The organism is Bacillus piscicola, from assembly GCF_022458745.1.
Classification (GTDB): Bacteria; Bacillota; Bacilli; order Bacillales; family Marinococcaceae; genus Alteribacillus_A; species Alteribacillus_A piscicola.
This window is the reverse complement of sequence record NZ_JAJJJF010000002.1, coordinates 349934-375783: the sequence shown is the minus strand read 5'-3', so window position 1 is coordinate 375783 and position 25850 is coordinate 349934. Positions and strand designations below refer to the sequence as shown.

The 25850-nt window shown below is 42.6% G+C and carries 23 protein-coding genes and 1 other RNA gene; 1 reads left to right on the top strand and 23 read right to left on the bottom strand.

The window, feature by feature from the left end; all coding sequences use genetic code 11:
• Positions 1 to 131: 131 nt before the first annotated feature.
• From rnpB to acnA, 21 genes are all read right to left on the bottom strand, one after another.
• Positions 132 to 519, bottom strand: an RNA gene (gene rnpB, locus LOR49_RS06550) — RNase P RNA component class B.
• A 112-nt stretch (positions 520 to 631) separates the two neighbouring features.
• Positions 632 to 1027, bottom strand: coding sequence for a reverse transcriptase-like protein (locus tag LOR49_RS06545; protein WP_240375463.1), 396 nt, complete (start codon positions 1025 to 1027; stop codon positions 632 to 634).
• 30 nt (positions 1028 to 1057) lie between these two features.
• Positions 1058 to 1390: a cell division regulator GpsB gene (gpsB, locus tag LOR49_RS06540; RefSeq protein WP_240375462.1), complete on the bottom strand. Its 333-nt coding sequence runs from the start codon at positions 1388 to 1390 to the stop codon at positions 1058 to 1060.
• An 87-nt stretch (positions 1391 to 1477) separates the two neighbouring features.
• Positions 1478 to 2044 (bottom strand): SLOG family protein, encoded by a 567-nt coding sequence (locus LOR49_RS06535; RefSeq protein ID WP_240375736.1) that lies wholly within the window; start codon positions 2042 to 2044, stop codon positions 1478 to 1480.
• A 63-nt stretch (positions 2045 to 2107) separates the two neighbouring features.
• On the bottom strand, positions 2108 to 2428 hold the full coding sequence (locus LOR49_RS06530; RefSeq protein ID WP_240375461.1) for a CotD family spore coat protein: 321 nt from the start codon (positions 2426 to 2428) through the stop codon (positions 2108 to 2110).
• Positions 2429 to 2630: 202 nt separating this feature from the next.
• Complete coding sequence (locus LOR49_RS06525) at positions 2631 to 3875, bottom strand: ribonuclease H-like domain-containing protein (protein WP_240375460.1); 1245 nt, start codon at positions 3873 to 3875, stop codon at positions 2631 to 2633.
• A gap of 4 nt (positions 3876 to 3879) precedes the next feature.
• Positions 3880 to 6156 (bottom strand): DEAD/DEAH box helicase, encoded by a 2277-nt coding sequence (locus LOR49_RS06520; protein WP_240375458.1) that lies wholly within the window; start codon positions 6154 to 6156, stop codon positions 3880 to 3882.
• 431 nt (positions 6157 to 6587) lie between these two features.
• The gene (locus tag LOR49_RS06515) at positions 6588 to 7379 is read right to left on the bottom strand and encodes a SurA N-terminal domain-containing protein (protein ID WP_240375457.1); all 792 of its coding nucleotides are present in this window, start codon (positions 7377 to 7379) and stop codon (positions 6588 to 6590) included.
• Positions 7380 to 7903: 524 nt separating this feature from the next.
• Positions 7904 to 8188 (bottom strand): HesB-like (seleno)protein, encoded by a 285-nt coding sequence (locus LOR49_RS17805; protein WP_476693201.1) that lies wholly within the window; start codon positions 8186 to 8188, stop codon positions 7904 to 7906.
• A gap of 73 nt (positions 8189 to 8261) precedes the next feature.
• Positions 8262 to 9197: a dipeptidase gene (locus LOR49_RS06510; protein ID WP_240375456.1), complete on the bottom strand. Its 936-nt coding sequence runs from the start codon at positions 9195 to 9197 to the stop codon at positions 8262 to 8264.
• A 114-nt stretch (positions 9198 to 9311) separates the two neighbouring features.
• Positions 9312 to 9653 carry a cyclic-phosphate processing receiver domain-containing protein gene (locus LOR49_RS06505; RefSeq protein WP_240375455.1) on the bottom strand — a complete coding sequence of 114 codons (342 nt, stop codon included), beginning with the start codon at positions 9651 to 9653 and terminating at the stop codon, positions 9312 to 9314.
• A 90-nt stretch (positions 9654 to 9743) separates the two neighbouring features.
• Complete coding sequence (locus tag LOR49_RS06500; RefSeq protein ID WP_240375454.1) at positions 9744 to 13463, bottom strand: dynamin family protein; 3720 nt, start codon at positions 13461 to 13463, stop codon at positions 9744 to 9746.
• 76 nt (positions 13464 to 13539) lie between these two features.
• Positions 13540 to 14448, bottom strand: a complete 909-nt coding sequence (gene metA, locus LOR49_RS06495) for a homoserine O-acetyltransferase MetA (protein WP_240375453.1) — start codon at positions 14446 to 14448, stop codon at positions 13540 to 13542.
• Between the two features lie 117 nt (positions 14449 to 14565).
• Complete coding sequence (locus LOR49_RS06490) at positions 14566 to 15417, bottom strand: PHP domain-containing protein (RefSeq protein WP_240375452.1); 852 nt, start codon at positions 15415 to 15417, stop codon at positions 14566 to 14568.
• A gap of 20 nt (positions 15418 to 15437) precedes the next feature.
• The gene (locus LOR49_RS06485; RefSeq protein ID WP_240375451.1) at positions 15438 to 15944 is read right to left on the bottom strand and encodes a DUF4352 domain-containing protein; all 507 of its coding nucleotides are present in this window, start codon (positions 15942 to 15944) and stop codon (positions 15438 to 15440) included.
• Positions 15945 to 15989: 45 nt separating this feature from the next.
• On the bottom strand, positions 15990 to 16817 hold the full coding sequence (gene nadE, locus LOR49_RS06480) for an ammonia-dependent NAD(+) synthetase (RefSeq protein ID WP_240375734.1): 828 nt from the start codon (positions 16815 to 16817) through the stop codon (positions 15990 to 15992).
• 39 nt (positions 16818 to 16856) lie between these two features.
• A complete protein-coding gene (locus LOR49_RS06475; protein WP_240375450.1) occupies positions 16857 to 17189 on the bottom strand; it encodes a hypothetical protein in 333 nt (110 codons plus the stop codon).
• 45 nt (positions 17190 to 17234) lie between these two features.
• A complete protein-coding gene (locus tag LOR49_RS06470) occupies positions 17235 to 17660 on the bottom strand; it encodes an acyl-CoA thioesterase (protein ID WP_240375448.1) in 426 nt (141 codons plus the stop codon).
• A gap of 147 nt (positions 17661 to 17807) precedes the next feature.
• The gene (locus LOR49_RS06465; protein WP_240375447.1) at positions 17808 to 18296 is read right to left on the bottom strand and encodes a VanZ family protein; all 489 of its coding nucleotides are present in this window, start codon (positions 18294 to 18296) and stop codon (positions 17808 to 17810) included.
• 140 nt (positions 18297 to 18436) lie between these two features.
• Positions 18437 to 18562: an FbpB family small basic protein gene (locus tag LOR49_RS06460; RefSeq protein WP_240375446.1), complete on the bottom strand. Its 126-nt coding sequence runs from the start codon at positions 18560 to 18562 to the stop codon at positions 18437 to 18439.
• Between the two features lie 158 nt (positions 18563 to 18720).
• Positions 18721 to 21456: an aconitate hydratase AcnA gene (gene acnA / locus LOR49_RS06455; protein WP_240375445.1), complete on the bottom strand. Its 2736-nt coding sequence runs from the start codon at positions 21454 to 21456 to the stop codon at positions 18721 to 18723.
• Positions 21457 to 21776: 320 nt separating this feature from the next.
• On the opposite strand from acnA, the gene selD reads away from it, so the two are divergent.
• Positions 21777 to 22829 carry a selenide, water dikinase SelD gene (gene selD / locus LOR49_RS06450; RefSeq protein WP_240375444.1) on the top strand — a complete coding sequence of 351 codons (1053 nt, stop codon included), beginning with the start codon at positions 21777 to 21779 and terminating at the stop codon, positions 22827 to 22829.
• 59 nt (positions 22830 to 22888) lie between these two features.
• On the opposite strand, the gene LOR49_RS06445 is transcribed toward selD, so the two are convergent.
• Together LOR49_RS06445 and selB are read right to left on the bottom strand one after the other, a co-directional pair.
• Entirely contained in the window at positions 22889 to 23938 is a 1050-nt protein-coding gene (locus LOR49_RS06445) for a glycosyltransferase (RefSeq protein ID WP_240375443.1), read from the bottom strand.
• Complete coding sequence (selB, locus tag LOR49_RS06440; protein ID WP_240375441.1) at positions 23923 to 25818, bottom strand: selenocysteine-specific translation elongation factor; 1896 nt, start codon at positions 25816 to 25818, stop codon at positions 23923 to 23925. The genes LOR49_RS06445 and selB overlap by 16 nt, the downstream gene beginning before the upstream one ends.
• Positions 25819 to 25850: the final 32 nt, after the last annotated feature.

Genomic DNA, 25850 nt, shown 5'->3' with positions numbered 1-25850 from the left:
TAAGCTCCTTTATAAACGTGATTGGTATGTAACATGCAGTAGGGTTTTATTATCATGCCAGACGCAAACAATTTTTATTATGTAAAAAGAAAAAACCCCTATTTCAGGGGTTGTCTGAGGCCGAAAACATCCTATATAAGCCATGTTCTGTTCCTTCGTGCTACATTCGGTTGTTCACCTCGCACTCCGGCAGCAGTCATCTATCTGCAAAGCAACTGCTCTGCCCTTTCTTTCCGTTCAATTCCTTCAGAAAGGCGCCCCTACCAATATTTGGGTTTCTCGCTCGAGGGGTTTACCTCGTTCCACCCTGTTTGTTTCCAAACAGGCTCCGTCACTGTGGCACTTTTCAGGGTAATGAAACCATATTCAAATGAACACAGGTTTTTTCCCCGCCGTCAGTTCAGTAAATACCAAACTGCCCTGACTTATGGTTTCGTCAGGCACGAACACTACAGTCATCGCAGACTGTGCGAGCATGGACTTTCCTCTGTACGTCATGTACAGCGACTGCTCGAATGTTTTCAGCTTTTTTCAGCCAAATGTTATTATAGCTTGTTTTAGTCATTTTGACAACCTTTATTTAAGCTATTATCTTAGCTGACGATTGCAGCAGTCGCCGCTTCCGCTACAATCAACTTTCATTTTTTTGGATGGCCTGCTTGGCCAATTGGTCGGCAGCGCGATTGCTTTTGGAAGGTATCCATTTGACGAAGCACAATTCACAACGGTCCAGCTGTCTTAGAATGTCAGCTAGATAAGGTTGATACGCTGCTTTTTTCGCATGGCGCTTCTCCACGGCATCGTCTACTAGCTTAGAATCTGTGTGAATCGATACCATCGACCAGTTTCTTTCCGTACAAAGCTTTAAAGCTTCCAACAGTGCTGCAAATTCGGCCTCATGATTCGTCATGCGTCCCAGCGGAATCGCATAATGTTCCGTTTCGTTGTTTGCCTTATTCACAAAAAGACCAGCTCCGGCGAACCCGGGATTCCCCGCGCTTGCACCGTCGATGAATATCTTAATCAAGCAGTCCACTCCTCTGTATGCACGGAATCGTCAATCGTATAATTTCTTTCCAAAAACTTCTTTTTCAAGATTAGAGAGCCGCTTTAAGATGTCATAATTAGTCCCTGTACCAGCCTGTGTATACGTATCAAAGCTTGGTGTTTCTGGTTCGTATACAGGCACCTCTGACGGGCGTTCCGGAGGCTTTGTTTGATCACGCTTTTTTAGTTCGGCTTCTAATTGTTGAATTTTTTCGGTAAACGCTTCATAGTCCTGAATGATTTGATCCAAAAATTGATCAACTTCATCTTTATTGTATCCCTTCATGCTCGTCTTGAAATCTTTATCTAAAATCTCTTTAGCCGTTAATCGATAGTTTTGCATTCGTTTGCTCACCCCGAGGTTTTCAAAAAGGTTATTTGTCATCCATTTTTTCAAAAGATTGTAGAAAAGTCAATTTTGCCTTCTCGCTTATTCAATAAAAGGGTCATAATCCCTATCTGCAAGTTCTTCTACCGTAACTTGAAGGTCTTCTGGAGTAATCCAGTAGACTGGATATGTCTCCTTTGCACTTCTTCGCTCGGCTGCTTCTAAATAAAAACGGGGAGTGCCAGGCTGCTCGGTATCATATAACAGCAATAGCGCATCTGTTTTCATAACAATAAAGTCATTACGAGTTCGCAGTTGTCCGGGATTCTCATATTCCCTCTTTGAAATAACGTCTGTAAAATCAGCTTGACTAATAATGCGGTGATAGCGGGCTTGGGCGTGTTCCGGCCACTTGCTCTCTTGTTGCATAAAAGCTGGCAGCACGGCAAGTTTTAAGTCAGGCCATTCCTCTTTTAACCGAATAGCTGCTTCAGCTGCCCATTGTTCGACGCCAGGCTGCCCGGAGACGACAACCCATTCAAGGCCTTCACTCAAAAAGGATTGCAGCCGTTTTTCAATCGTTTTTATTATGTAGCTGACTTCTTCACTGTCTGGTCGAAATATATTTAATTCTTGCGGTTTATACCCACTGACGGCTAACACTTTCAACATGATGATTCACCTGCTTTTGAGAGATAGAGCCGGAGGGAAGTACCCGCCGGCTTATCAATTTTAACGACAGCAATGAGGTGGTCGTGGTCTATTTACCGGACTATTTACCGGACCATTTACCGGACTAGACATTGGGCCGGGCATTGGACCGGATAGTGGACCGGCTCCCGGGCTATCTACAAAATGTTGATGGTAGACTTCATTAGCATCCGAATACGTTTGCGGATACGTATGATAATGTTTATACATATGCTTGTTGACGGTCGTAGTATGAACCGGATGAACTTCCGGAACGATATATTCATTGCAGTTATAAGCTGTTTGATTCACCACAGGATGGCAAACAGGCGGCATAACGCAAGGTCTGTTTTTCTTAAACATCAACTAATCCCCCTTCATTATCTATTCTATATCAGCCTATGACAAAATAGCGGGCCTGTATGGGGGAATAACCATGTTTTGAAATAAATTTAAAAAACGACAGCCGCCTACAAAAAAGTCAATACAGGATATGCAGTTTATGTCAATTCCGGTTGTAGGCTAGAGATTTTTGCAAAAAGGTGCGCTTGCCAGGGAAATAAAGTTAATTAGCATTTCCGGGCAATTTTTTTTGTAAACGTGTTACTCTTTTTTCGCTTTCAAGCCGGCTCTTAGCATCTCGTGCAAGACGTTGAGCAGTTAACGAATAGCTGAGCGCTTTTTCAAAGTCTTTCAGTTGGTGTTCTTGATATTTCGCAAGCTCAATGATCGCACCATAACGATGTGCGCTTCCTTCTGTAGCTGCAGCCTGGAAGTGGATTTGCGCTTCGGGAATCCGTTGTTGTTTCTTAAGGACGTGTCCTAGAAGAAAGTGACTATTTAGCCGTAATTCTTTGCAAGTAGTTGTGACGGTGACTTTTTCGTAACACCACTCTGCTTTTTCCCATTCCTTCACGTGTGCATACCATTTCCCGATTTCAAACATTTCTGCATCGTTCGCAGTTGGCTGAAGCACTCGTTTCGAAAGATCAATATAAAGAGTAATCAACGTCAGAACATCCCATTCATTATGGGTGAGCACTCCTTTTACGAAATCTGGATGGGGGTCTTGTAAAAAGTCAAAATAGAGCATTGGGGCGAGGTAACCCGGGGTATCGTCTTTTCGCGTTATCCCGAGTATCTCTTTCTCCACAACAGACAGTATACAGGACGAGAGCCGGTTGCGGAACAGGCGGCGCGCAGCATGCAGCAAATCGTAGTGACCGAATGCAGGCAGTTTGGGAACTTCCTCCCTTACCAACGTATGACGTGTTTTTAGCTGCGGCCAGTCGAACGATTTTCCGTTATACGAAACGAGACTGTGTGTAGGCGGGGTATCGGATAAGAAATGATAATAGAGAGCGACTTCTGCTTCAGGACCTGGCAAAAAATACTGGCTCACCTTAACATTCTCACCCGTAAACTGAGCGCCTCCCAGCAGGAAAATCATATTTCCCGTTCCGCTGTTCAACCCGGTTGTTTCTGTATCAAAAAATAAAAAGTCTTCCGGTCTGCGCCCGCAGGAATGAAGCGGATGGTTGGCTGTCTCGTTTTCCCAGCGGCTGCAAACATCATATAGTTCTTGAAACGTATGATTTCCGTGTTGATAATCAAGCGGGTACGCCACTTCCCGTTTTATCATATAGGCGTCATCGAGAAAATGAATGCTTGCAGAGAGCGCGTCCCACGCATCCTTGTATGGCACCGTTTGCTTTTCTGTCACGGGAGGTGGCTGTAACGGCGCTACTGTCTGAGAGTTGGGCGTACTGAGATGTGATTTCATCCGTGTTAATTTTTGTTTTATGTTCAATTGCCTACTCCTCCTCCATGAAACGGATCAAGCGCATCACTGCCCATTTTGACTCTTCCCCAAGATTGCCGTCTTCTCCGGTGCAGGAAGGACAACCCGCGAGACAAGGGCACGATTGCACAAGCTGTTTCGCTTTTTGCAAAAGCAAGGGAGTTTCTTTGTATACAGCTGATGCGAGGCCAATGCCGCCAGGATAGCGGTCATATAGAAAAATAGTCGGTTCTTCTGAGTGGGCGGCCTTTATTTGTGGAACAACATGAAGGTCATTCCGATCACACATGACGTGGACAGGTGCCACATGGCGCAGCACGTGCGCAAATCCGATCAGTGCTTGTTCAAATTGATCTCTTGTAAATTGATCAGTGACTCTTTTGGGGAAGCTAATCCAGCAAGCGTTCGTGTGAAGTTCTTCCTCTGGGAGGTGGATGGAGCCAGAGCCGATGTTTTCAAAAGTAGTCATTTTGATTTTTTTGAAAATCGTCGCTTTCGCATTCACCATCACATCGCCAAAGGCTGTCAGAAAAGCAGGTGTTTCCGTGACCTTGTCTTCTTCCAACACTTTGAGCTCAACAGCAAGGTTGGCATCTGTAAAGTATTCTACCTGTACTTCCTGAACAAATGCCTTTCGTTCTTCCCAGTCTAATGTTTCCACTTGATATTGAATTCCTTCATGCAGATAAATCGCTTTTTCGTGCAGTAAGGTCATCGCGCTGAAACGATCCATTTCCCCGATTACTTTTATACGGGATATATCAGTTTGGTCGATAATGACCACATTCTCTTGGGAAGCGGAACGCAAGCTGATTCCATGTGCCGGAAACGTGTCATTCATCCAATACCATTTACGGCCACGGTGATGAAGAACGTGCTCTTCTGTGAGAAAATCCAAAATGTCATGAATTTCCACGCCGTCAAACTGCTCACCTTCATGAAAAGGTAACTCGAAAGCAGCACACTTCAAATGATCGACTAAAATGATCAGGTTATCTGGATCGATCCTCGCTGATTCCGGGCTCTGTTCTAAAAAGTAATCCGGATGCTGAATCATATATTGATCAAGCGGGGACGCACCGGCTACGAACAAGATCAATGATTCATCCTGACGTCTGCCGGCCCGTCCTGCCTGCTGCCAGGTGCTTGCTACTGAACCAGGATAGCCTGTCATAATACACACTTGCAGTTGGCCGATGTCGACGCCGAGCTCAAGAGCATTCGTGCTCACCACCCCCATTATCTCTCCGGTACGAAGTCCTTTTTCAATCTCTCGTCGCTGTTTAGGCAAATAACCTCCCCGGTAACCTCGTATCGTTTTGGGGCCTAGTTCTTTTTGTACCAACTCTTGAAGATGGCTTAAGATGATCTCCACGCGGACGCGGCTTTTTGCAAATACGATCGTTTGAATATTTTCTTTTAAAAAATGGGAGGCTAATTCGTTCACCTCTTTTGTTGCCCCTCTTCTAATATTCAAAGCTTCATGAACGAGAGGTGGATTATAAAAAACGAAATGCTTTCTGCCACGGGGGGCTCCATTATTATCAATTAGCTGAAACGTTTCTCCGGTTAACGTTTCAGCCAGTTCCTTAGGATTGGCAATCGTTGCTGATGTGCAAATAAAAACGGGATTGCTTCCATAATAATGCGCAATTCGCTTTAAGCGGCGGATGACGTTCGCAACATGACTTCCAAACACACCACGGTACGTATGAAGTTCATCAATTACGATGTAAGTTAGATTTTCAAAGAGAGAAATCCATTTCGTATGGTGTGGGAGAATAGCAGTGTGAAGCATGTCTGGATTTGTGATAACTACGTGTCCCGCTTTACGAATTGCCTGACGGACAGCGGGTGACGTATCTCCGTCATACGTAAAACTTTTGATGTCTTCTCCCATTTCCTCGATGAATTCATTGATCTCACTCTTTTGATCTTGGGCCAGTGCCTTGGTCGGAAACAAGTACAAGGCGCGGCTGTTTTTATCCGCTAAGATCGACTGCAACACAGGAAGGTTGTATGCTAATGTTTTTCCCGATGCAGTCGGAGTAACGGCAATTGTATTCTCTTTACGGATACCACTCTGTTCAAAGGCGGAAGCCTGATGGGTATACAAAGAAGAAATTCCTCGTTTCTCCAGGGCATTAATAATTCTGCTGTCTAATGATGACGGAAATGACACGGTCTTTGCTTCCTGTGCCGGCAACGTATGCCAATGAGCGATTCGCTCCTTTACGTCCGGGTCCGTACGCAGCCATTCTATCAGTTCATCTAATGTTTGTTTACGCATGATTACGCTCACCTCTATACGACTTATTGTAGCGAATATACGTTTGTTTTCCAATGGAATTTTTAATGGGAGTCTGGAGAGGGAAAGGTATGAGAGAAAAGTAACACAGACAGGTACAGGAAGTGTGTTATGCAAAAGCAAAAAAAACAATAACGAATATTTCGTTATTGTTAAGCGCGAGCGATATTGTGTTTATCGTACTGTGTAGTAATCATTGATCATCTGCAGTACTGATTTATCTTCTTTGACCGGTGTGAAACGGCGTTCATTTGATTTTTTAGGTGTTGTTTTCATCTTGACCACTCCTTAAAACTGTTATGATGTTGATTTTTATTATACATACGTGTTATAAAACAGTCAATAACTTTTTTGAAAAATATATAACAAAAAAACATCCGGCGGGTACCCGGATGTTTTTTTTATTTTTATTCTTATAGATTAACCGTAACATCTCCATTTTCACGGAGCTTATCAACGAGCTTTTGAATTTCTTCCCCTTCTTTTTGGCTTTTTAATTGTGCTTCAATTTGTGGCTTCAGTTCCTCAAAAGAAGGGATTTCCTGTTTAGACTCTTTATCTTTTCCTTCTTCATCTTTGTTGCCCTCTTTTTGTGCTTCTGTCATTTGCTTATACATGTCTTTGACTTCTTTTTCCGAGACTTTAACTGTCCCAGTCTCATCCTTCACAAGCTTTTGGATCTTCACTTGTTTTTTTAGGTCGCTTGCTAAATCTTCTTCGGTCACCTTACTGCTTTTTAGTGCTTCTTCAAATTGTTCGTCGGAACCAAATTGTTCTTTCAAGGAAGTGATTTTCTCGTTCACTTCTTTATCGGATGCTTCTAAATCGCGTTTCTCTGCTTCTTGTATAAGTAATTGCTGACCAATTAATTGCTCGACAGTCTGCTGTTGAATTTGTTTTTCCATTTCACCATTTTTATCTTGTTTCTCATCGTATAATCCTTGTACGGAATAGTTATTAAGTGTTGAAACATAAACTGGCTTAAAATCCTCTTTCGTTATCTTTTCTCCATTCACTTCTGCGACAACATCTGGTATCTCTGACATATCAGGCTCTGGTGCCTTCGGCTGTTCGGGTGCCTCCGTCTCCTGTTGCTTGTCTGCTTCGTTATCTGTTTGGTTATCGGAAGCATTATCATCTCCGCAAGCTGCTAATAAGGAAATGAGAAGTGCCAGTGTTATACCTATGATCCAATTTCTCTTCAAAGAAAAAGCCCCTTTCTAAATCTAGACTGTCCGTATTGTAACACATTGTCTCTTTCGCACCTATAACGAGAATGTGAAAAATAAACAAAAAGTAATAGAGTTAATTTATAATTCAAATGAAGTTATCGAAAGTCGAACATTTCGGATGTAGTATAGAACGGTTGATTTTCACTGCAGGCGGACGCTTTCACCTACAGGCTCAAGGGCGACATCAGTTCGAGACTGCGCTTACGCTTGGTCTCACTGTGTCTTCTTTGCCGCGGGCAACGCCTCAGCCTCCTCGACCTGCCAGCAGGTCTGCGGGTCTTCGGACTGTTGCTTTTCCCGCTGGAGTCGCCGCCTTCCGTTCCAATCAAAAACAGATACTTGTGGATTTCAATGAATAATTTATGTGTTATTTAGTAATATTATTCGTTTTATTATCTAATGAAACACTTATGAAATTGATTCAATAAACGATGCAGTAAAAAAGGACAGACGAAAAACTAAGTCTGTCCTTTTTGGAGAAATAAATCATCTTATTTTTAGCAGCTGCTCGGTGTATCATTCATCACCAGTCCCGTTTTTCCTTCTTCCGTTAACCCGGTATCCAAGGTGATTTTTTCCACGTGGCTCACAATTTGTTCTTCGATAGCGACAGGTATACCGTTAATCTCTCGTCTTACATCAGTTTCTTCCGGCTCATCCAGAGCCAGTCCTAATTTTGGACCGCCTCAGCCAAATCCGCTGAAAACGACACGGAGAGTAGGTACGTCATGTTCTTTCATTACGCTTTCAATATACTCTTTCGCTTTTTGAGTTATTTGCATCGATTATCACCTCGTCTTTCTTCTCGTTACTTATATTGTAATTTACTTATTATTGTTTGCAAAGAAAAATCAATTACGCTTCGTTGCTAATGTTTTTCTTATTCCAAAACCGTCTAAAATTTTCTCCGCAAATTCCTTTTACGATGTCCTCGTCGAAACGTTTCAGCAGCCATTCAATGAGACGCGGGAAATCACTCGGATTGGTTAATCCTTTGACTGTATGATCTATTCCATCAAAATCCGAGCCAAAGCCGGCAATGTGCCAAACTCCCTTTTTTCCTAAATATTCAATTTGTCGGGCTAAGTCTGCATAGTCAGCTTCGCTCGTTCCGTTCATAAAGAAAGGGTAAAACGTTAAGCCGATAAAACTATTTTTATCTACAAGAGCGGTCAGTTGATTGTCACTAAGATTTCGAGGGTGGTTGTAGATTCCTTTCACATTTGCATGGCTTACTACCATGCGATTGCTGACGTTTAATGCCTCCCAAAAACTTTTTTCATTTAAATGAGCGGCATCAAGGATAATGTCGTTCTTATTCATCCATGCGATCACCCGTTTGCCTGCTTGTGTCAGGCCATGTTTGTTGGAATGACTGCTCCCGGCTGCAAGTGAATTTTTTTCATTCCAGGTTAAGCTAGCCATCACGATGCCATTTCGCTTTAAATCTTCCCACGCGTTTAAATCATCTGCAAACATTCCGCCTCCTTCCAGCGATAGCAGTGCCTGTGTATGGGAAGGCAGCTTTTCTGGAAGGTGAGAGGCTGTCGTTTGAATAGTAGGAGACGCCAATACCTTCTTGTGAAATAACTTCATTTGGTCCCATACTTCTTGTCTTTGCTTTTTCCAAGACTTCTTAGGATTGGCGAAAACAGCGAAGTTTTGCAGATGGATGCCCCCTGCTTGGAGCGTACCTGCATGGACAGCTGCACTGGAAGAAGTGCCAAAAGTTAAATTCCCCGATTGAATCATTTTCGACAAGGCGTCACAATGCATGTCGGCAATAAACATTTGCTTATCCTCCCTAATGCTGACTTTACTCTTATGTCTATGCCGACAGACGCTAGTCTGATCATTGTTACTCCAATCAAAAAAATTGCCTCTTTCCGCAGAAGAGGCAATCCATTATAGTTTTATCGGCAACGGCCGGTAGAGAATTTTCACATGTACGGGGACCAACCCAGTTGCTTTTCCTTCAAGCAGGCTATGATACATTCGTTTTCCTGCACCTGCGTTGGCAGAGTGAATCGTAATCCGATCCGGGAAAGCTGGATGGTTTAATTGCAGTAAATAGAGGACTACTTCATAACCATTGTTTCTATTACTGCCGAGATCATGATCGAGTGATAAATGAGAAACGGGCTCTTCTTCCTTCAATAATAAAATACATTCCTCTGCTGTCTTAGCAATAATGTGATTCGGAGGGCCTGTCCTTATGTCATCAAGGAAAATATTTCTTCTCGTCATAATACCCCCACAAAAAGATAATATTTCAAAACCCACGACTATTCTTTAACGTTATACAATTATTGTAACACATAAAAACATATGTTTCGACTAAAGAATTGCTTTAAGTTTTTTTATAATGCTATCTAAGTGCGGAACTTCAGAGGCTTTTGTGTTTGTTTCATTTTCTGTTAGCAATTTGTTCACTGTCCGACGGTACTGGTTCTGAGTTTTTTCCCATTCCTCTCTTATAAATATACAATAGGTTTGCCGAAGTTCTATATGGTACTTCTGCACATATTCATTTCCATAAGGTCGCAGCATTTCCTCCAGTTTTTCTTTACATAGTTTGTTTTGCTGTCCAACAAAAAAGTCGTGGTGAGATTTGAATTCTGCTAAAAAACCGAGGTCATTGCTTGTGAGCGGCATCTCTTCTTTCACCGTAATAGGAGGAAACACGGATAAAGTGCCTTTGACAAACGCGAATTGCAAGGGGCTGGAAAGCTCCCGCAACATTTCCTCTTGAAATGCCTGCCATTCTTTTTTGATAAAGAACTCTATCCGGATAATGGATGCTCTTATTTCTTGCGCAAGGTCATAGAATATAAAGTGGATCATTTCATTTGTGCATCGATGGAGCTGAGGAACAAACATTTCTTCGTCTAGTCTAACAATGCTGAATATGTCTTTGAATTCATCGTAATAGCGATAAAACACGCGCTGCTTGACATAAAATAATAGCTCTTCTAATTCTCGTAATACCCAGTCTATTATTGTTTCAATAGGGAACTCCTTTACACTACTTTTAAAATGGAGTAGTTCTTGTTTTCGAATTTTTTGCTGCTTGGCTTTGGCCGTATCCTCTAATAAAAGAGATTGTCGTTGATCTTCCAGTAAAGAAATAGCCTGCCTAATCTCGGACTCTCCCTCTTTTATTACCATTTCTTGTAAGATGCGGTGAGAAAAATCGCGAAACTCATGCAAAAAATTGGGAACACCAGAAGTTTGCATACGTTCTTTGTTGTCTGTCACATTATTCTCCAGCGCCAGCTTTCCTGCGATCGGGTATATGCGCGCGGAGTGAATACCTAAGTGGATAAGCTGCTCATTAACATAGGTCAGGACGTCATGTATTTCTTCCTCATCGTTCGCCAAGTCAACTGCATTAACTAGAAAGAAAATCTTATCATAGGGAAAGTAATCTTTCGTACGGCCAAGTTGTAATAAAAACTCTTTATCAGCTTTTGAAAAAGGATGGTTATAATAACTTACAAATAAAACGGCATCGGCTTCCTTCATCTCTGTGAAGGCAATTTCACTGTGACGGCGGTAGATCGAGCCGATTCCAGGCGTGTCTGTTAATTGATATCCCTCTCTTGTAAACATACAGTCAAAGTAGATGGTCACACTCTTCACCAGCAATGCCTTTTCCTCATTGGCTGTCATTCTAACGTACTCTTCATAATGCGTCTGCTTCTCTGTGCCTAACTTATATTTTGATGTCTTTAATACCGCATACAACTGGTTAAGCTGTTCTATTTCTGTGTGGTGCAGCAATCCCAGAGGATTGGTTTCTTCCTTCTTCCCTTCTTCATTTTTCTCCTTCGTTGTTTCCTTATTCTCTTTCTTCTTCGATTTTTCCTCGCTTTCTTTCAGTATTCGATTCCAGTCATCAGGCGTTTCCAACTTTATACCGGCGGGACGGACCACATCGTTCATATCTGCCAGAACATCTGCCTCTGATTTATATGTAATCACCACCGTTTTATTTGGATGATGTTCATCGGGAGCAGTGATATATTGAACAGCGGCTGTTGTCGGGTTGGCTGCAACTGGCAAAAACTTCTCACCGAGTAGTGCATTGGCAAGCGAAGACTTCCCTGCACTGAATGCACCGAATAAGGATACTCTGTATTTTTTCCTTTGCATGCGCTGAAGACGATTGTGCAGTGTTTGTTTGATATGATCTAATCCATTTGTTTCTTCAAGGATTGATAATGCTTTTTGAAAAGACAGCTGGGCATTACTTGTTGCTTCTGAAAAACTAGTAAGTGACTCGTTCGTTTTCGTTGAGGGGTAGAATTTTTTTAAGTCTATTGTTTGTTTAGTCAATGCCAGCTCTGTGTTTTCTTTATCATGAATATATGGCCCCGATCCGGATTCAGGCACAATTAGCGGTAATCGTGCTTCTTTTAACGAAGCCAGTGTTTGATCCAACATCTGCAACAAGGTATCGTAACGCACGTTTTGTTGTTCCCACTCCCTTTCTACTTGCTGCAATGCGTGAATCTCTTTCTTCAGTTGTGTTTTTTGATGAGTTTGTCCCCTTTCTATAGCTTTCAGTAATACTGGTAGTATATGAAGCAAATTTTCTTTATAGAGCTTACGGATTTCATCGACAAGAAGCTGACTAAACGTTAGTACATAAGCTTGTGTAAAATAAGCTCCTCCCCTCTCTGCCTGTCGGAGCAAAGGTGCATCGATAGGCTGGTGGAGAGAAGTAATTTTTTGTTTTACGGAAGTGTCCGCCGCATGGTACTCTTCCAAAATTTTACGGAATTGATCTTGTAAATGGATATCAATGTAGTTGCGTACGTTTTCATTCAAGCTTTCCAGCAGCTTATCCTCTCTTTGCTGTTTCTCCTGTATTGTTTTACGACGTCGGAACAGGCCTTTTAATCGAAATGACGGCTGTCTTGCCTCCAAGTAAGCACGGGCCAAATTACGAGTATGGTGAGGCACCAGCTTTGCATTTTTAAACACAGTATCTAATTGCTGAAATAGTCTTTTCTCAGCATCGCTTCTCCAAGAGGACAGGCGCTCTAACTCTGATTCTTTTCTTTTGCGTATTTCCTTAAGAGTAGATAGAGAAGCGAAAGTTTGCATTTCCTTCCTTATCTCATTCGAGGGGAGGCTGCGCTTTTCTATTGTATGAAGCATATTCTCTAGTTCTCTGTATATCCCGATAGCTACAGTTTGGACAATAACATGTTCGGTTTCATTAACAGGAAGGAAGAGCTGTTTGGTAAAGGAGAACCAATCCCGCTCACGATACATAGGGTCACGAGCAGAGATAAAGTAAACGTTTCTAACATCAATTTCTCGTTTGGAAAGGCTTGCTTTAATCTTTTCTTGATAAGAGTCAAATGACAATTCTTCTTCATCGTGTTTGTCAATCTGATTGATAAGAAGGACGGGGGTAATGTACTGGTCGTTTAACTCTTGTAGGAAAGTAAAGTTCTCTTCTGATTCCACGTGTTGGTAGTCTGTCATGTAATAAAGTGTATCAGCCTCAAACAGCCTCTCCTCAGCCAGCGTTCGATGCCCAGCTGTTGTCGAATCAATCCCAGGGGTGTCGAGTATTTCTAAGTTTTTCGGAAAATGAGCAACCGGGAGGGTAATATACACCTCATCCGCCGTATCTGTGCTAGTAAACCAATCGTTCCCCCATTCTTCGGTAAATATTTGTTTCATTTCTCCGGATTGTTCGTCTCGAAACGATAGGGTTGCATCTTTCCCTTTTTTAATATGGACGATATTCGCACTCGTTGGAATTGGGTGGGAAGGAAGTAAGTTGCTGCCAATCAACTGATTCAGAAGTGTAGACTTCCCGGCGGAAAAGTGTCCGCAAAATACCACTGTTCGTTGGTTATGGATGAGTTTCTGTTTCAATTGTTCTAGATGATGATAAACGGTTTCACAGTTATGCTTTTCTGCTGCTTCTTGGAGTGTTTCCAACGTTTTTAAAAGGGCTTGAGCGGAAAAACTATTCTCAAAAAAGAATTGGCAGCGTTCTTTTTCAGTTAGATAAGCCTCCTGTACAGAACGCACGTTCATTCCTCCTTTGCTATTTAGATGATGAAAAAAACCTGCATAAGCTACACTTATACAGGCTTGACATCGCATTTTATGCAAAATCATACGGGGTTTCTTGATAGACGTAATAGTTGAGCCAATTCGTGAATAGCAAATTAGAATGAGCCCTCCAACGTAAAGGTGGCTCAAGCAGGTGATTATCCTCAGGGTAATAGTGTTTTGGCAAGCCGGTGTCTAAACCGCGACGTTTGTCTCTTTTATATTCATCGCTGAGCGTTTCACGGTCATATTCACTGTGGCCTGTAACAAAAATCTGTTTACCATTTTTTTCAGCTATAATGTAAAGGCCTGCTTCCTCTGATTCTGAAAGCACCTCCAGTTCCTTTACCTTCAAGACGTCTTCCTTTCTTGTTTCTGTATACCTGGAATGCGGCGCCAAAAAAACATCATCAAACCCTCTTAACAGGTTGAAGTTAGGATTATTCACACGGTGTTCAAAGACTCCGAACAACTTTTTATCCAACGGGTGTTTTGGAACCCCGTAATGGTAATACAATCCTGCTTGTGCGCCCCAGCAAATGTGCAGGGTAGACGTCACATTTGTTTTGCTCCATTCAAGGATTTGGGTTAGTTCTTCCCAGTAGTCTACTTCTTCAAAATTCAGTGTTTCAACCGGAGCTCCTGTAATGATCATCCCATCAAATTTACGGTTGCTAACTTCATCGATCGTTTTATAAAACGCTGCTAAATGTTCGAGAGGTGTATTTTTAGAACGATGCGTGTTTGGATGGAGAAAGGAAACATCAAGCTGCAATGGTGTATTGCCAAGCATGCGCAAGATTTGTGTCTCTGTCTGCTCTTTAAGTGGCATTAAATTAAGTATTAGAATTTTAAGAGGCCGGATATCCTGGGTATAGGCTCGGCTTTCATTCATGACAAAAATATTTTCTTTTGACAATATATCTTTTGCTGGCAGGTGGTCAGGTACTTTAATAGGCATACGTTTCACTTGCTCCTTCATTGATTTCTACTTCGTGCTACAGTTTGGCAGTAACTAGTCTTTAATATTTAAAGCTATCATGAATATTATGATAACGCAATAATTGTAAAGAATAAATTAGGAGATCACTTCAATTAATTGTTTCGCAAGGGTGAGCGGCACCGTTGTATGACCGAGCGGCTCACGTTTTCTTCCGTATTCCTCATGATGAAAATCAGAACCACCTGTTCGAATAAGCGGTCTTCCTGCAGCCTTTTCCCATTTTGCAACAAGCTCCTCATAATGGTGAACAGCATCGAGGTCGTGATCACGGTGATATACTTCAACCCCATCCAAGTAATAATCTAAAATCCAGGTTTCTATTTCCTCATCAATTTCATAGTAAACGGGGTGGGCTACGACTGCTTGTCCACCTGCATGATGGATGAGCTCAATTGCTTCCTGAGGAGTAAACTCTTTTTCTTTTCCTACAAAGCAAGGCTTTCCCTCTCCTAAATAACGATCAAAGGCTTCACCGACTTCCTCGACATACCCTTTCTCCATCAAGGCTTTTGCGACGTGAGGGCGTCCGATACTCCCTCCATCCGTATGCTTTAGAACATCCTCAGCTTCAATAGGCATACCTGCTTTGTTCAGTTTATCCAGAATAACGTGAAGGCGCCTTTTACGTAAACGCCTCTGCTCTTCCAAAGCACTCTGAAAATAAGAATCGTTCGTATTAAAGCCATATCCAAGCATATGTACACTTTTGTTACTTACAGGTGATTTTGTTGATAGCTCAATACCATTGATCACGTGTATGTCAAGGAAATCGGCAGTCTCTTTCGCTTCCTGTAACCCATCCGTTGTATCATGATCGGTTAAGGATACAATTGACAATCCTGCTTCCTTGCATTTTGTCATTAAAGCAGACGGAGAATAACCTCCGTCTGAAGCCGTTGAATGCATATGCAAATCTGCTTTGGACACAATATTCCTCCTTCATTGGGCTAAGATGACTTCTCATCTGAAAGGTTTAAATTCCAAGTAGCGACTCCTTTTCCTTTATGATTGGTAAAGGTAAACTCGTAATAAGAAGAAGGTTCCACTTTATAGGCCAACGTACCACGGCGCAGCCCACCTGCCCGAAGCTGACCACCAATAAGGCGTTGGTCTCCATAAGACGATACATATTCAGAGGCATGGCCATCACTGTCGACAACTAATGTACTGAACAGCGGAATTTCTTTAGGCTCCTCCGTATTGTTGCGAAAAGACAGATCAACGACGACGTAGCGACTATCTTCTTCCTCAGAGATATAAGCTTCATGTACCGTAATATCGAAACCTTGAATCGTCTCTGTTCCCCCGACTTCTAGTACATGTTCGGTGTCAGCAGAAACCGTTTGTGTGAATTGATCGGTCTGGACGACTGTACGCTGCGATTGGATAAACATGCCGCTGAATATACCAAGCAATAAGGTTAACCCCAATAATAGCCAATATCTCTTATCCATCGTCAGTTCCTCTCCCATCCCAAAAGACAGACAAGTTAGAAGTAATTACTTGTGTTCTTGCCACCACTCATCAAAAATATTAACTGGCATCTGTCGTTTGTGCTCTGTTTGTTTATATATATGAATAAGCTTCTCTTCTGTTTCTTTCTGAACTTCAACGCCTTCAAGAAAGTCATCAATTTCCTGGTATGTTAAACCAAGTGCTTCTTCATCAGGCAGACCTGGTTTGTCACTTTCTAAGTCAGCTGTAGGAACTTTTTCATAGAGGGCGGCCGGCGCATCTAATTTTTCTAATAGTGCTTTGCCTTGCCGTTTTGTAAGACCATAAATCGGTGCAATATCACAGGCTCCATCTCCATGTTTGGTGAAGAATCCTGTAATAGCCTCAGCAGCTATGTCGGTACCAATTACAAGACAATTGTATTCAGCTGCTACATCATACTGTACTTTCATTCGTTCCCTTGCTTTTGTATTCCCTTTATTAAAATCACTCATTTTTTGACCGGTTGCCCTTTCAAATGCACGCTCGGCACCATCGACAGCTTCTTTAATATTGACAGTAAAGGACTGAGAGGGGGCAATGTACTCCATAGCAGAGGCAGCATCCTTTTCATCGTACTGTTTCCCGTATGGAAGTCTCAACGCTATAAATGTATATGTTTTAGTTTCTTCTTTATTCAGCTCATTTACAGCCAACTGCGCAAGCTTGCCCGCAAGCGTAGAATCCTGCCCACCAGAGATACCCAGTACGTAGCCATCCGCACCTGTAAGTTTTGCATAGTCCTTTAAAAATTTTACTCTTGTATTAATTTCTTGCTGCGGATCGATGGTTGGTTTTACTTTTAATCTCTTTCTTATTTCGTTCTGTGTCATTTTCACTTTTTACCCTCCATACGTAATTGTACCTACACTTTACCTGCTCTGCTTGTTTTCTAAACTTGAGGGATGCAAGTTAAAGCGTATTATTTGTTCATGTTTTTGTTCATTTAGTAAAATCCGGTACTGTACATCTCCTAAAAGATCGAAGTGAGGATAATAACGGCGTGTATGGATCCACTCTGGTTTTAAACCATACTGCCGGCCCCATTCCTTCAATTTTATCATATCGGAGCAAGCTGCTTTCGTTACCGACGTACAATCCGGAAAGCGAGCGTCATACCAATAATGAGTTATAAAAGCAATTTCTCCTATTGCAGCTTTCGCTTTCCAAAGAGATAGCTCTTCCCGCTTAATACCGAAAGCCATGTCACGTGCCTCCTTTCTAATGTTTTGTACGTTGAAAAACTAAGATTAGTCAGGCTGCTTTTTATGTCTCTCATATGCTTCATGCCATTCCGGTAAATGTTTCTTAATAGAAAAGGGCCGAAACGAATCTTTTTTTACGCAAACGTGGCTGCTCGTTCCAGAAGCACAACTTACTCCTGATTCATTTAATACCTCGTATCCATATACGACCCGGATACCATTATATTGATCAATCCAAGTGAAAAGGGTAACGGACTCCCCATAATGGGTAGGATGCTTGTAATCTAAGTTGACGTTAATTACAGGTGATAAGATTCCTTCTTTTTCAAGTACGCTGTAATCAAAACCTAGTTCTCTGATTAACGCTGTTCGACCGAGTTCACACCAGACAATATAATTAGCGTGGTGTACAACTCCCATTTGATCCGTTTCAGCGTATCTCACTTCGATATTTGTTTCTGCCGTAAGCATGCTGTGATATCCCCTTTACTTCAAATTATTATCTTCACTAATCCATTTTTATTATTAGTTTAAATACTACTAACAAGTATCCTTATTTTAACGTATTTGGAAAGAAAAGAAAAAAATGGAGCTGCCTCCATGGCAACTCCTGTTCGCTCATTTTTTCAAAAAAAGAATGAATTGAATGCAGCAGGCACCAACTACGCCGCCTACGGTATTTAAGAGGACGTCATCTACATTTGCTACACGGTAAGTGAAGATGAATTGGTTTATTTCAATAAATGCTGACAATAACATAGAAAGTCCCGCCACAATCCAAAATGTTTTCTTTGTCTGTTTCAATAAAAGAGAGACCAGAACTCCAAACGGCATAAACATAACAACATTTCCACCTAATATTCTAAGAGGGTCTCTCATATCAGGACTGAACACAGCAATCCGATAAATGCTTTGAAAGAGAGTTAAATTATAGTTACGCCCCCCTGGTCCAACAGGTCCAAACGAGGACCCATAATTCCAAGCAAATAAAGTCACATATAAAACAATAGTTAAGTAAAAAAGAAGAATTAAAAAGATCACTTGTTTTGTCAGTGCAGGTCTTTTAGTGTTCTTCTTTTTTTCGGAATTTATTTCTAAATGTCTCATGCATGGAATTCCCGCCTTTGTGATCTACTCTTCCTTATTATCAATTTTCACTTCCAATTTATCAAGGAAAAGTAAAAGCCAATGATCGACAAAGAATGTATTCCTGACAAGAAGGGAGCAATACCCAATGAAATTTTATCTTATTTTAAAGTTTTTTTCTCTTCCCACTTCTCTTCAATCTTATCTAAAGATGCTGGATTGTTTAATATTTCTTTTTTGTTTTCTTCCAAGAGCTCTTTCAATGAAATTTTTCTTCTTCTACTCATCACAATCGTCTCCTTTTTCGAACAATTTTCATTTCACTCTAATCTTTTCTTTATTTTTGATTATTTATACATTTTTTATTTTAAAAAATAAGGTACGTGAAATTATTTGTTTCTAGTATAAAAAAAACCTGACCAGAATGGCCAGGTTTTTTGCGTTGTTATTTCTTGCTTCTTGCTTCCGCCAAGTTGTTTCGTAACACCATCTGCAAGATACCGCCGTGACGGTAATAATCCATTTCTACCTCGCTATCAAAGCGTACGATTACTTCGAAAGTCTTCTTGCTGCCATTTTCATCCACCGCTTCTACTTCTACGAGGTCGCGCGGTTTCACATTGTTACTGACCTTAATATTAAACGATTCTTTTCCAGTCAGACCAAGAGAATCAGCGCTGTCGCCATCTTTAAATTGAAGAGGCAGTACTCCCATGAGAACAAGGTTGCTACGGTGAATCCGTTCAAAACTTTCCGCGAGGACTGTTTTTATGCCGAGCAAGTTTGTACCTTTTGCAGCCCAGTCACGTGAGCTTCCCATTCCATAATCTTCACCGGCGATGACCATCAGGTCGGTATTATCTTCTTTATATTTCATAGCCGCGTCGTAAATAGCCATTACTTCCCCATTCGGCCAGTAGGTCGTGTAACCGCCCTCGGTGCCAGGAGCTAACTGGTTTTTAATACGAATGTTCGCAAATGTTCCACGCATCATAACTTCGTGGTTACCACGACGTGACCCATACGAGTTAAATTGAGATGGCTTTAGACCCTTTTCAATGAGATATCTGCCAGCCGGGCTGTCTTTTGCAATCGAACCTGCCGGAGAAATATGGTCAGTCGTAACAGAATCACCAAACTTACCAATCACACGAAGATCCGACAATTCTTTAATGTCTTCCGGCTCTTCGGACATTTCCTCAAAGAAAGGAGGATTTTGAATATACGTGGAATCTTCATCCCAATCATATAGCTGCGCATTCTCATCTGATTGTAATGCGTTCCAACGATCATTATTATCAAACACACTCTCATACTCTTTCTTAAAGAGGGCAGGCGAAACGTTGTCGTGCACAAAATCTTTTATTTCAGAAGCAGAAGGCCAAATGTCTTTAAAATAAACATCGTTTCCGTCTTTATCTTTACCAAAAGAGTCATTATACATGTCAAAATTCACGTTTCCTGCAAGCGCATATGCTACTACAAGCGGCGGTGAAGCCAGATAGTTCGCTTTAACGAGCGGATGGATACGTCCTTCAAAGTTACGGTTACCGCTGAGAACAGAAGATACGAGCAGATCATTTTCAGCAATCGCTTCTTCAATCTCTTCCGGAAGCGGTCCGCTATTCCCGATACATGTTGTACAGCCATACCCTACGAGGTTGAAGCCGAGTTGATCCAAATATGGCAAGAGACCGGATTCCTCGAGATATCCTGTTACTACTTTGGAACCAGGCGCTAATGACGTCTTCACATAATGAGGGACATCGAGTCCTTTTTCTACTGCCTTTTTAGCAAGCAACCCAGCACCAATCATGACATAAGGGTTTGACGTGTTCGTACAGCTCGTAATGGCCGCAATCGCAACAGCACCCGTTTCCAGTTCGGATGTTTTTCCGTCCGGATGCTTCACTTCTACTTTCTTATCCGTTTCCTCTGGTGCCAATCCAAAGCCTTGATTGCCGGCAGGAGCGGTTAGCGCGTCGTTAAATTTCTTTTTCATGTCTGCCATTGGAATGAGGTCTTGCGGACGTTTTGGCCCAGAGAGACTTGGTTCAATAGCAGAAAGGTCAATGTCAACGACTTTCGTAAAGGATGGATCCTCCTCTTTTCCTGCTTCATAGAACAAATCATTCGCTTTACAATAATCTTCTACTAACTGAATATGCTCTTCTGAACGGCCAGTTAGGCGTAAATAATTAAGAGCTTCCTCATCCACAGGGAAGAAACCACACGTTGCCCCGTATTCCGGTGCCATATTTGAAATCGTAGCACGGTCTGCGAGCGGCATTTCAGCTAGCCCCGGCCCGAAAAATTCTACAAATTTGCCAACAACGTTTGTCTCACGGAGAACTTGCGTTACTTTTAAAGCAAGGTCCGTTGCTGTTGCACCATTAGGAAGCGATCCTTTTAAACGGACACCGATGACTTCTGGAGCTGGAAAATAAGAAGGTTGCTGCAGCATGCCTGCCTCTGCTTCAATACCACCTACACCCCAGCCGAGAACGCCCAGTCCGTTAATCATTGTCGTGTGGGAATCCGTTCCAACTAGTGTATCCGGGTATGCTTCTATCTCACCATTTTCCGTTTCATTCGCATGAACGACCGATGCGAGATACTCTAGGTTTACTTGGTGTACAATGCCTGTTGCCGGCGGAACTGCCCGGTAGTTATCGAACGCTTTCGTCGCCCAGCTTAACAACTTATAGCGCTCTTCATTTCTTTCAAATTCCAAATCCATATTACGGCGGAGTGAATCGGAAGTACCGAACGCATCGACTTGAACAGAGTGATCGACTACTAAATCAACTGGGATTGCTGGATTGATTTTCTCTGCGTCACCGCCGATATCAGCCATCGCTTTTCGTAAAGAAGCCAAATCTACAACAGCCGGAACACCGGTGAAGTCCTGCAGGATTACGCGGGACGGCTTAAAAGGAACGTCTTCCTTACTTCCTTTGTCACTCCCCCAATTTGCGAGACTCTCGACATGTTCTTTTTTGATAACCTTGCCGTCATGCTGTCTTAGAACAGATTCAAGCAGCACCTTAATCGAATAAGGGAGCTTGGACGTATTACCGACACCCGCTTGTTCTAAAGCTTTAATGTCGTAGTAATGATACGTTTTTCCATTAGATTCAAAGGACTTACGTGATTGAAAAACATCTTGATTTTTATCCATATGTATTCCCTCCTCAAGAACTATAATAGAACAGGTTGAAAGAAAAGTCGAAAACAAAGCCTTTCTTCTCTATTCTTCCCCCATTTTCCTTACAGGAATCTTGCTCCGCAACTATCATACGGAAACGGTTTAAGCCTCAATCTATAGGATAGCAAATCTTTTCGTAAATAGAAACGGATTTTACAAACTTCCTCCTCAACTTTCCTGCTTTTCTCGCTTCACGAGAGAAAAACCTATCAAAATAATTGATATCAGTTGAGTTTAAACTTGGCAGCAGAGTATACTAGAAAACAGAAAAAACAAATGGGGGTGCACCAAGATTGAGCGATGAAAAAATAAAATTAACAAGCTTGTCATCGAAAGCTGGCTGAGGATGTAAAATTGGTCCTGATGACCTGGCGCAAGTTTTGCGTCATTTACCAGAAAGAGAACACGATCCTAACTTACTTGTCGGGCTTGGTACTTCCGATGACGGTGGCGTGTACAAATTAACAGAGGATATTGCGCTCGTACAATCGGTCGACTACTTCACGCCGATTGTCGACGATCCCTATATGTTCGGTCAAATTGCTTCCGCTAATGCACTCAGCGATATCTACGCGATGGGCGGCAAGCCGAAGACCGTCTTAAATATCGTTGGTTTCCCCATTCACGAATTGCCAGACGAAATTTTGGCAGGCATCATGAAGGGGGCAGCGGATAAAGTACATGAATCCGGCGCAACAATTGTCGGTGGACATTCGATTGACGATAAAGAGCCGAAGTTTGGTTTAGCGGCAACCGGCATCGTGCATCCTGAAAGATTCTGGGCAAATAAAGGTGCCAAACCTGGAGATGTCCTCGTATTAACGAAACCGATCGGTGTGGGAATACTTACCACTGGAATCAAACGAGAAAAAACGACTTCCGCCCAAGAAGAGGCCGTGACTGCGGTTATGGCAGAGCTAAATAAAACAGCAGCTGAAACATTGTCTGCCTATCATCCACACGCAGTTACAGATGTAACCGGTTTTGGCCTTCTCGGACATGCTTTTGAAATCGCAGAAGCAAGTGATGTCAGCCTGACGTTTAACACGAGTGACATACCGATTTTGGAGGGGGCAGAATCATTGGCCCGAGAAGGTATTATTCCAGGCGGCTCAAAAGCAAATGCCGATTATCTCCGCCCTCACATTCACCGTCCTGCTCACATACCTGAGTTAACGGAATATATCTTATGTGATGCGATCACGTCTGGCGGACTGCTTGCGGCAATGGACAGGGCGGAAGCCGAACAATATGTTCGAGACATGCATGATAAGGGCGCTGCCGACACTTCTATTATAGGGAGCGTTAGTGAAAGAAGCACACACGCGTTACAATTGACATCATAACAGCACAAAAAAAGGTCAGACTTTCTAATCAAAAAAGAAAGCTGACCATTTTATTTGTTTCAAATATAAGAAGCCTCTGCAATTTTATTATACAACTGTAAGTAGGCCGCTGCTTCGTGGGCAGGATTATGCTGTTCGCGAACACTTACGACAGCCTGGCGAGCCAATCGCTTATAACGATCCTTATTTTCTATCAAGTTTACTAATTGAGCGGCAAAACGCGAAGGAGTGGAAAATAAATACCCATTGTAACCGTGCTGAACAACACTTCTGTTGCCCGGAATATCCCTCGCAAGCGCCGGCTTTCCTGCTGCCATTCCTTCTAATAAGCTGATCGGTTGTCCTTCTGACTGCGAAGTGTTCAACACCACATCAGCCCATTGGTATAAATGTATCATCTGCTCCGGTGCAACCGGTTTGTGATACGTAAACCAATCATGCCTCTTTTCCATTTCCCTAACAGCATTTTCAACTTCACTGTCTAACACCTCGCCTACTAGCAAAAACTGAATGTCAGGATAGACAGAGCGCAGGCGGTCTACTGCTTCCACTGCATACAGAACATCCTTTACGGGGCGAAGGCCGGCTGGGAGTAGTATTTTGGGTGTTCCCTCAGGCAGATGAAAGCGAGCGTCGTTTTCAAATTCTGGAATGGCTACAGATTGCGGTATAACATGAATTTTATTTGTCATGTCAGGAAACTGCTGAAGAACTTTATCCCGTGCATCTTCTGTGAATACGGTTAACGCCTCCGCTTGTTTTAATAGCTTTTCCATCGTCTGCTTTTTTCTATTATCATACAAATCTACGTTAATATCCGTTCCGCCCGAAGTGAGGATGAGTGGTTTCGTTAATGTCACATCCGCGTTCCGCAGCCAGGCAGCCGTTCGTTTCACATGAAGGGCATGGACAAGATCCGCTTTTTCAATCGCCTTTTGAATAGGATCATCTTCTTCCTCCTCATAAGCGTATACGCGGACGTTTGCCCCCGCCTCTATTAAATGCTTCTGCATCCGCTTGGCTGTGGTGGCATTACCGCGCCTGGAACGATAGTACGGGGTAAGATAAAGAACTTCTGGTCGTCTTTCTTTCATCATTTTTTCCGCCATATTCTTTCATTCTCTTGTCGTTTTGTCATATTGATTTCATCCATCCATTCTAAAAAAGGTACGAGATACTTTCGGGATAGCTGCAAAATATCTTTTGCCTCTTGCAGCGTAAAAGAAGCAGGAGAATGCTCACGTAACGTTTGGACTGCAGAATCAACTGCCTTTCTTGACCATATGTGCTGATCATCCATCGCTACCGCTTTACCTGTCTGGCGTAAAGATAGTTTCAATTCCTCTGCCAAATCTGCAGGAAGTTGCTGTGTGTTTGTATAATCAGTCCACTTTCCTACCGAGAGGCCGTCAGCCTGTAAACATCCGACAGCTTGCTGCATTCGTTTTTCCCAGCCTCGTGGGAAAAACGGTTGATGGTTAGGAAGGGCAATAAACTGATCAACCTTTACAATTTGACCGTTTTGCTCTGCTAGCTGTAAGAACTGATCAGCTGCACTAGAAGGCATATCAGTCATTTTTACATTCAGTTCTTCTTTATTTTTGCCAACCCGAAGTGGATAGGCCTCATGATATTCTGTTAATTCCTCTATTAATTGTTTCGCAAACTGATTAAACGTAGTTTGTAAGTATAATTTTTTATTCGCAAACTCATCGATAATCTGCTCGTCTTTCATTTTTTCTGTTAACGCTCTAATCTCTTCACCTGTGAGTCCCGTGAACTTTGCGAGTTCTTCCCTTAAGAGCCACGTATGTTCACGCAAGGATTCGCGGATATGATCCTCCGGCGTTCCCTCCAGTTCAGCTTCTAAACGTTTGATTGTCTCTACCCCAAACTTCATCCGATCTCCAAGCGGGTTAATAATCCATCCGCCGCCAATTGTTTCAACGGGTGAAGGACGACGCAAAATAAAACGATCTTCTCTTTTTGTAACAACTGGTTGATTTAGACGGAGTTGGCAGAGCACCTGGTCAGTATCATGCTTAAGTATGTTCCGGTCAAAAAAGACAATTTTCCCGTATACTTCTGCGGTGCCAAGGTGCAGTTTGATCGGACCTCTTTGCTTAACGGGAAAAGCGAGCGAATCGGAAACAAACAGTACGACATTTAGTACAGAAGTCGTTATGTATTCTTCGCCGCCTGCCACGACATCGCCGCGCGTTATTTCCGTTTTTGTTAAACCTGTTATATTTAAGGCAAGACGCTGGCCAGCTAACCCTTCTGTCACTCGTTTCCCATGAACTTGCAACTGTTTAACACGGATCTGTTTGTTCGCGGGCAGTACTCGGACGGTTTCCCCTTCTTTTACTGTTCCCTCATAGACAGTTCCACGTACGACAGTTCCTTGCCCGTGAACAGAAAACACCTGATCGACCGGAAGCCTGAACGCACCTTCCGTACTCTTAACAGGAAGTGGTGCGAGCAGGTTAGTCAACTTTTCACGCAGCTCGTCAATTCCGCGCCCTGAAACGCTATCCACATATACCATACCAGAAGTTGCAAACGGCGTGCCTTGTACCTGCTCCCGGATGTCTTCACCGGCCATCTCTAATAGTTCTTCATCCACTTTATCCATTTTTGTAACGGCTATCAGACCGCCTTTTACACCAAGTAGTGAAAGAATTTCAAGATGCTCTTTTGTCTGCGGCATGACCCCTTCATCCGCAGCCACTACTAAAATAACAGCATCAATACCGGCAACCCCTGCGATCATCTGTCGAATAAAACGTTCATGACCCGGCACGTCAATGATGGAGACGTCCAGGTCAGCACCCAAGGAAAGCGGTGCAAAGCCCGGCTCAATAGAAATACGCCGCTCTTTTTCTTCCCGAAGCCTGTCTGTGTCAATATCAGTCAGCGCTTTTGTTAAAGTTGTCTTACCGTGATCGATATGCCCGGCCATGCCGACTGTAAAAGTACGCTTTGCCATAGCTTCCCCACCCTAAACGAAAATTACTGATT

Excerpts from the sequence above, each read along its gene's own strand:
- LOR49_RS06520 (WP_240375458.1), bottom strand. The coding sequence starts at position 6,156 with ATGCGTAAACAAACATTAGATGAACTGATAGAATGGCTGCGTACGGAC.
- LOR49_RS06475 (WP_240375450.1), bottom strand. The coding sequence starts at position 17,189 with ATGGCTTTCGGTATTAAGCGGGAAGAGCTATCTCTTTGGAAAGCGAAA.
- acnA (WP_240375445.1), bottom strand. The coding sequence starts at position 21,456 with ATGGATAAAAATCAAGATGTTTTTCAATCACGTAAGTCCTTTGAATCT.
- LOR49_RS06470 (WP_240375448.1), bottom strand. The coding sequence starts at position 17,660 with ATGCTTACGGCAGAAACAAATATCGAAGTGAGATACGCTGAAACGGAT.
- LOR49_RS06510 (WP_240375456.1), bottom strand. The coding sequence starts at position 9,197 with ATGTTTATTGCCGACATGCATTGTGACGCCTTGTCGAAAATGATTCAA.
- metA (WP_240375453.1), bottom strand. The coding sequence starts at position 14,448 with ATGCCTATTAAAGTACCTGACCACCTGCCAGCAAAAGATATATTGTCA.
- LOR49_RS06445 (WP_240375443.1), bottom strand. The coding sequence starts at position 23,938 with ATGGCGGAAAAAATGATGAAAGAAAGACGACCAGAAGTTCTTTATCTT.
- LOR49_RS06530 (WP_240375461.1), bottom strand. The coding sequence starts at position 2,428 with ATGTTTAAGAAAAACAGACCTTGCGTTATGCCGCCTGTTTGCCATCCT.
- selB (WP_240375441.1), bottom strand. The coding sequence starts at position 25,818 with ATGGCAAAGCGTACTTTTACAGTCGGCATGGCCGGGCATATCGATCAC.
- LOR49_RS06465 (WP_240375447.1), bottom strand. The coding sequence starts at position 18,296 with ATGAGACATTTAGAAATAAATTCCGAAAAAAAGAAGAACACTAAAAGA.
- gpsB (WP_240375462.1), bottom strand. The coding sequence starts at position 1,390 with ATGCAAAACTATCGATTAACGGCTAAAGAGATTTTAGATAAAGATTTC.
- LOR49_RS06485 (WP_240375451.1), bottom strand. The coding sequence starts at position 15,944 with ATGGATAAGAGATATTGGCTATTATTGGGGTTAACCTTATTGCTTGGT.
- LOR49_RS06460 (WP_240375446.1), bottom strand. The coding sequence starts at position 18,562 with ATGAGTAGAAGAAGAAAAATTTCATTGAAAGAGCTCTTGGAAGAAAAC.
- nadE (WP_240375734.1), bottom strand. The coding sequence starts at position 16,817 with ATGACACAGAACGAAATAAGAAAGAGATTAAAAGTAAAACCAACCATC.
- LOR49_RS06505 (WP_240375455.1), bottom strand. The coding sequence starts at position 9,653 with ATGACGAGAAGAAATATTTTCCTTGATGACATAAGGACAGGCCCTCCG.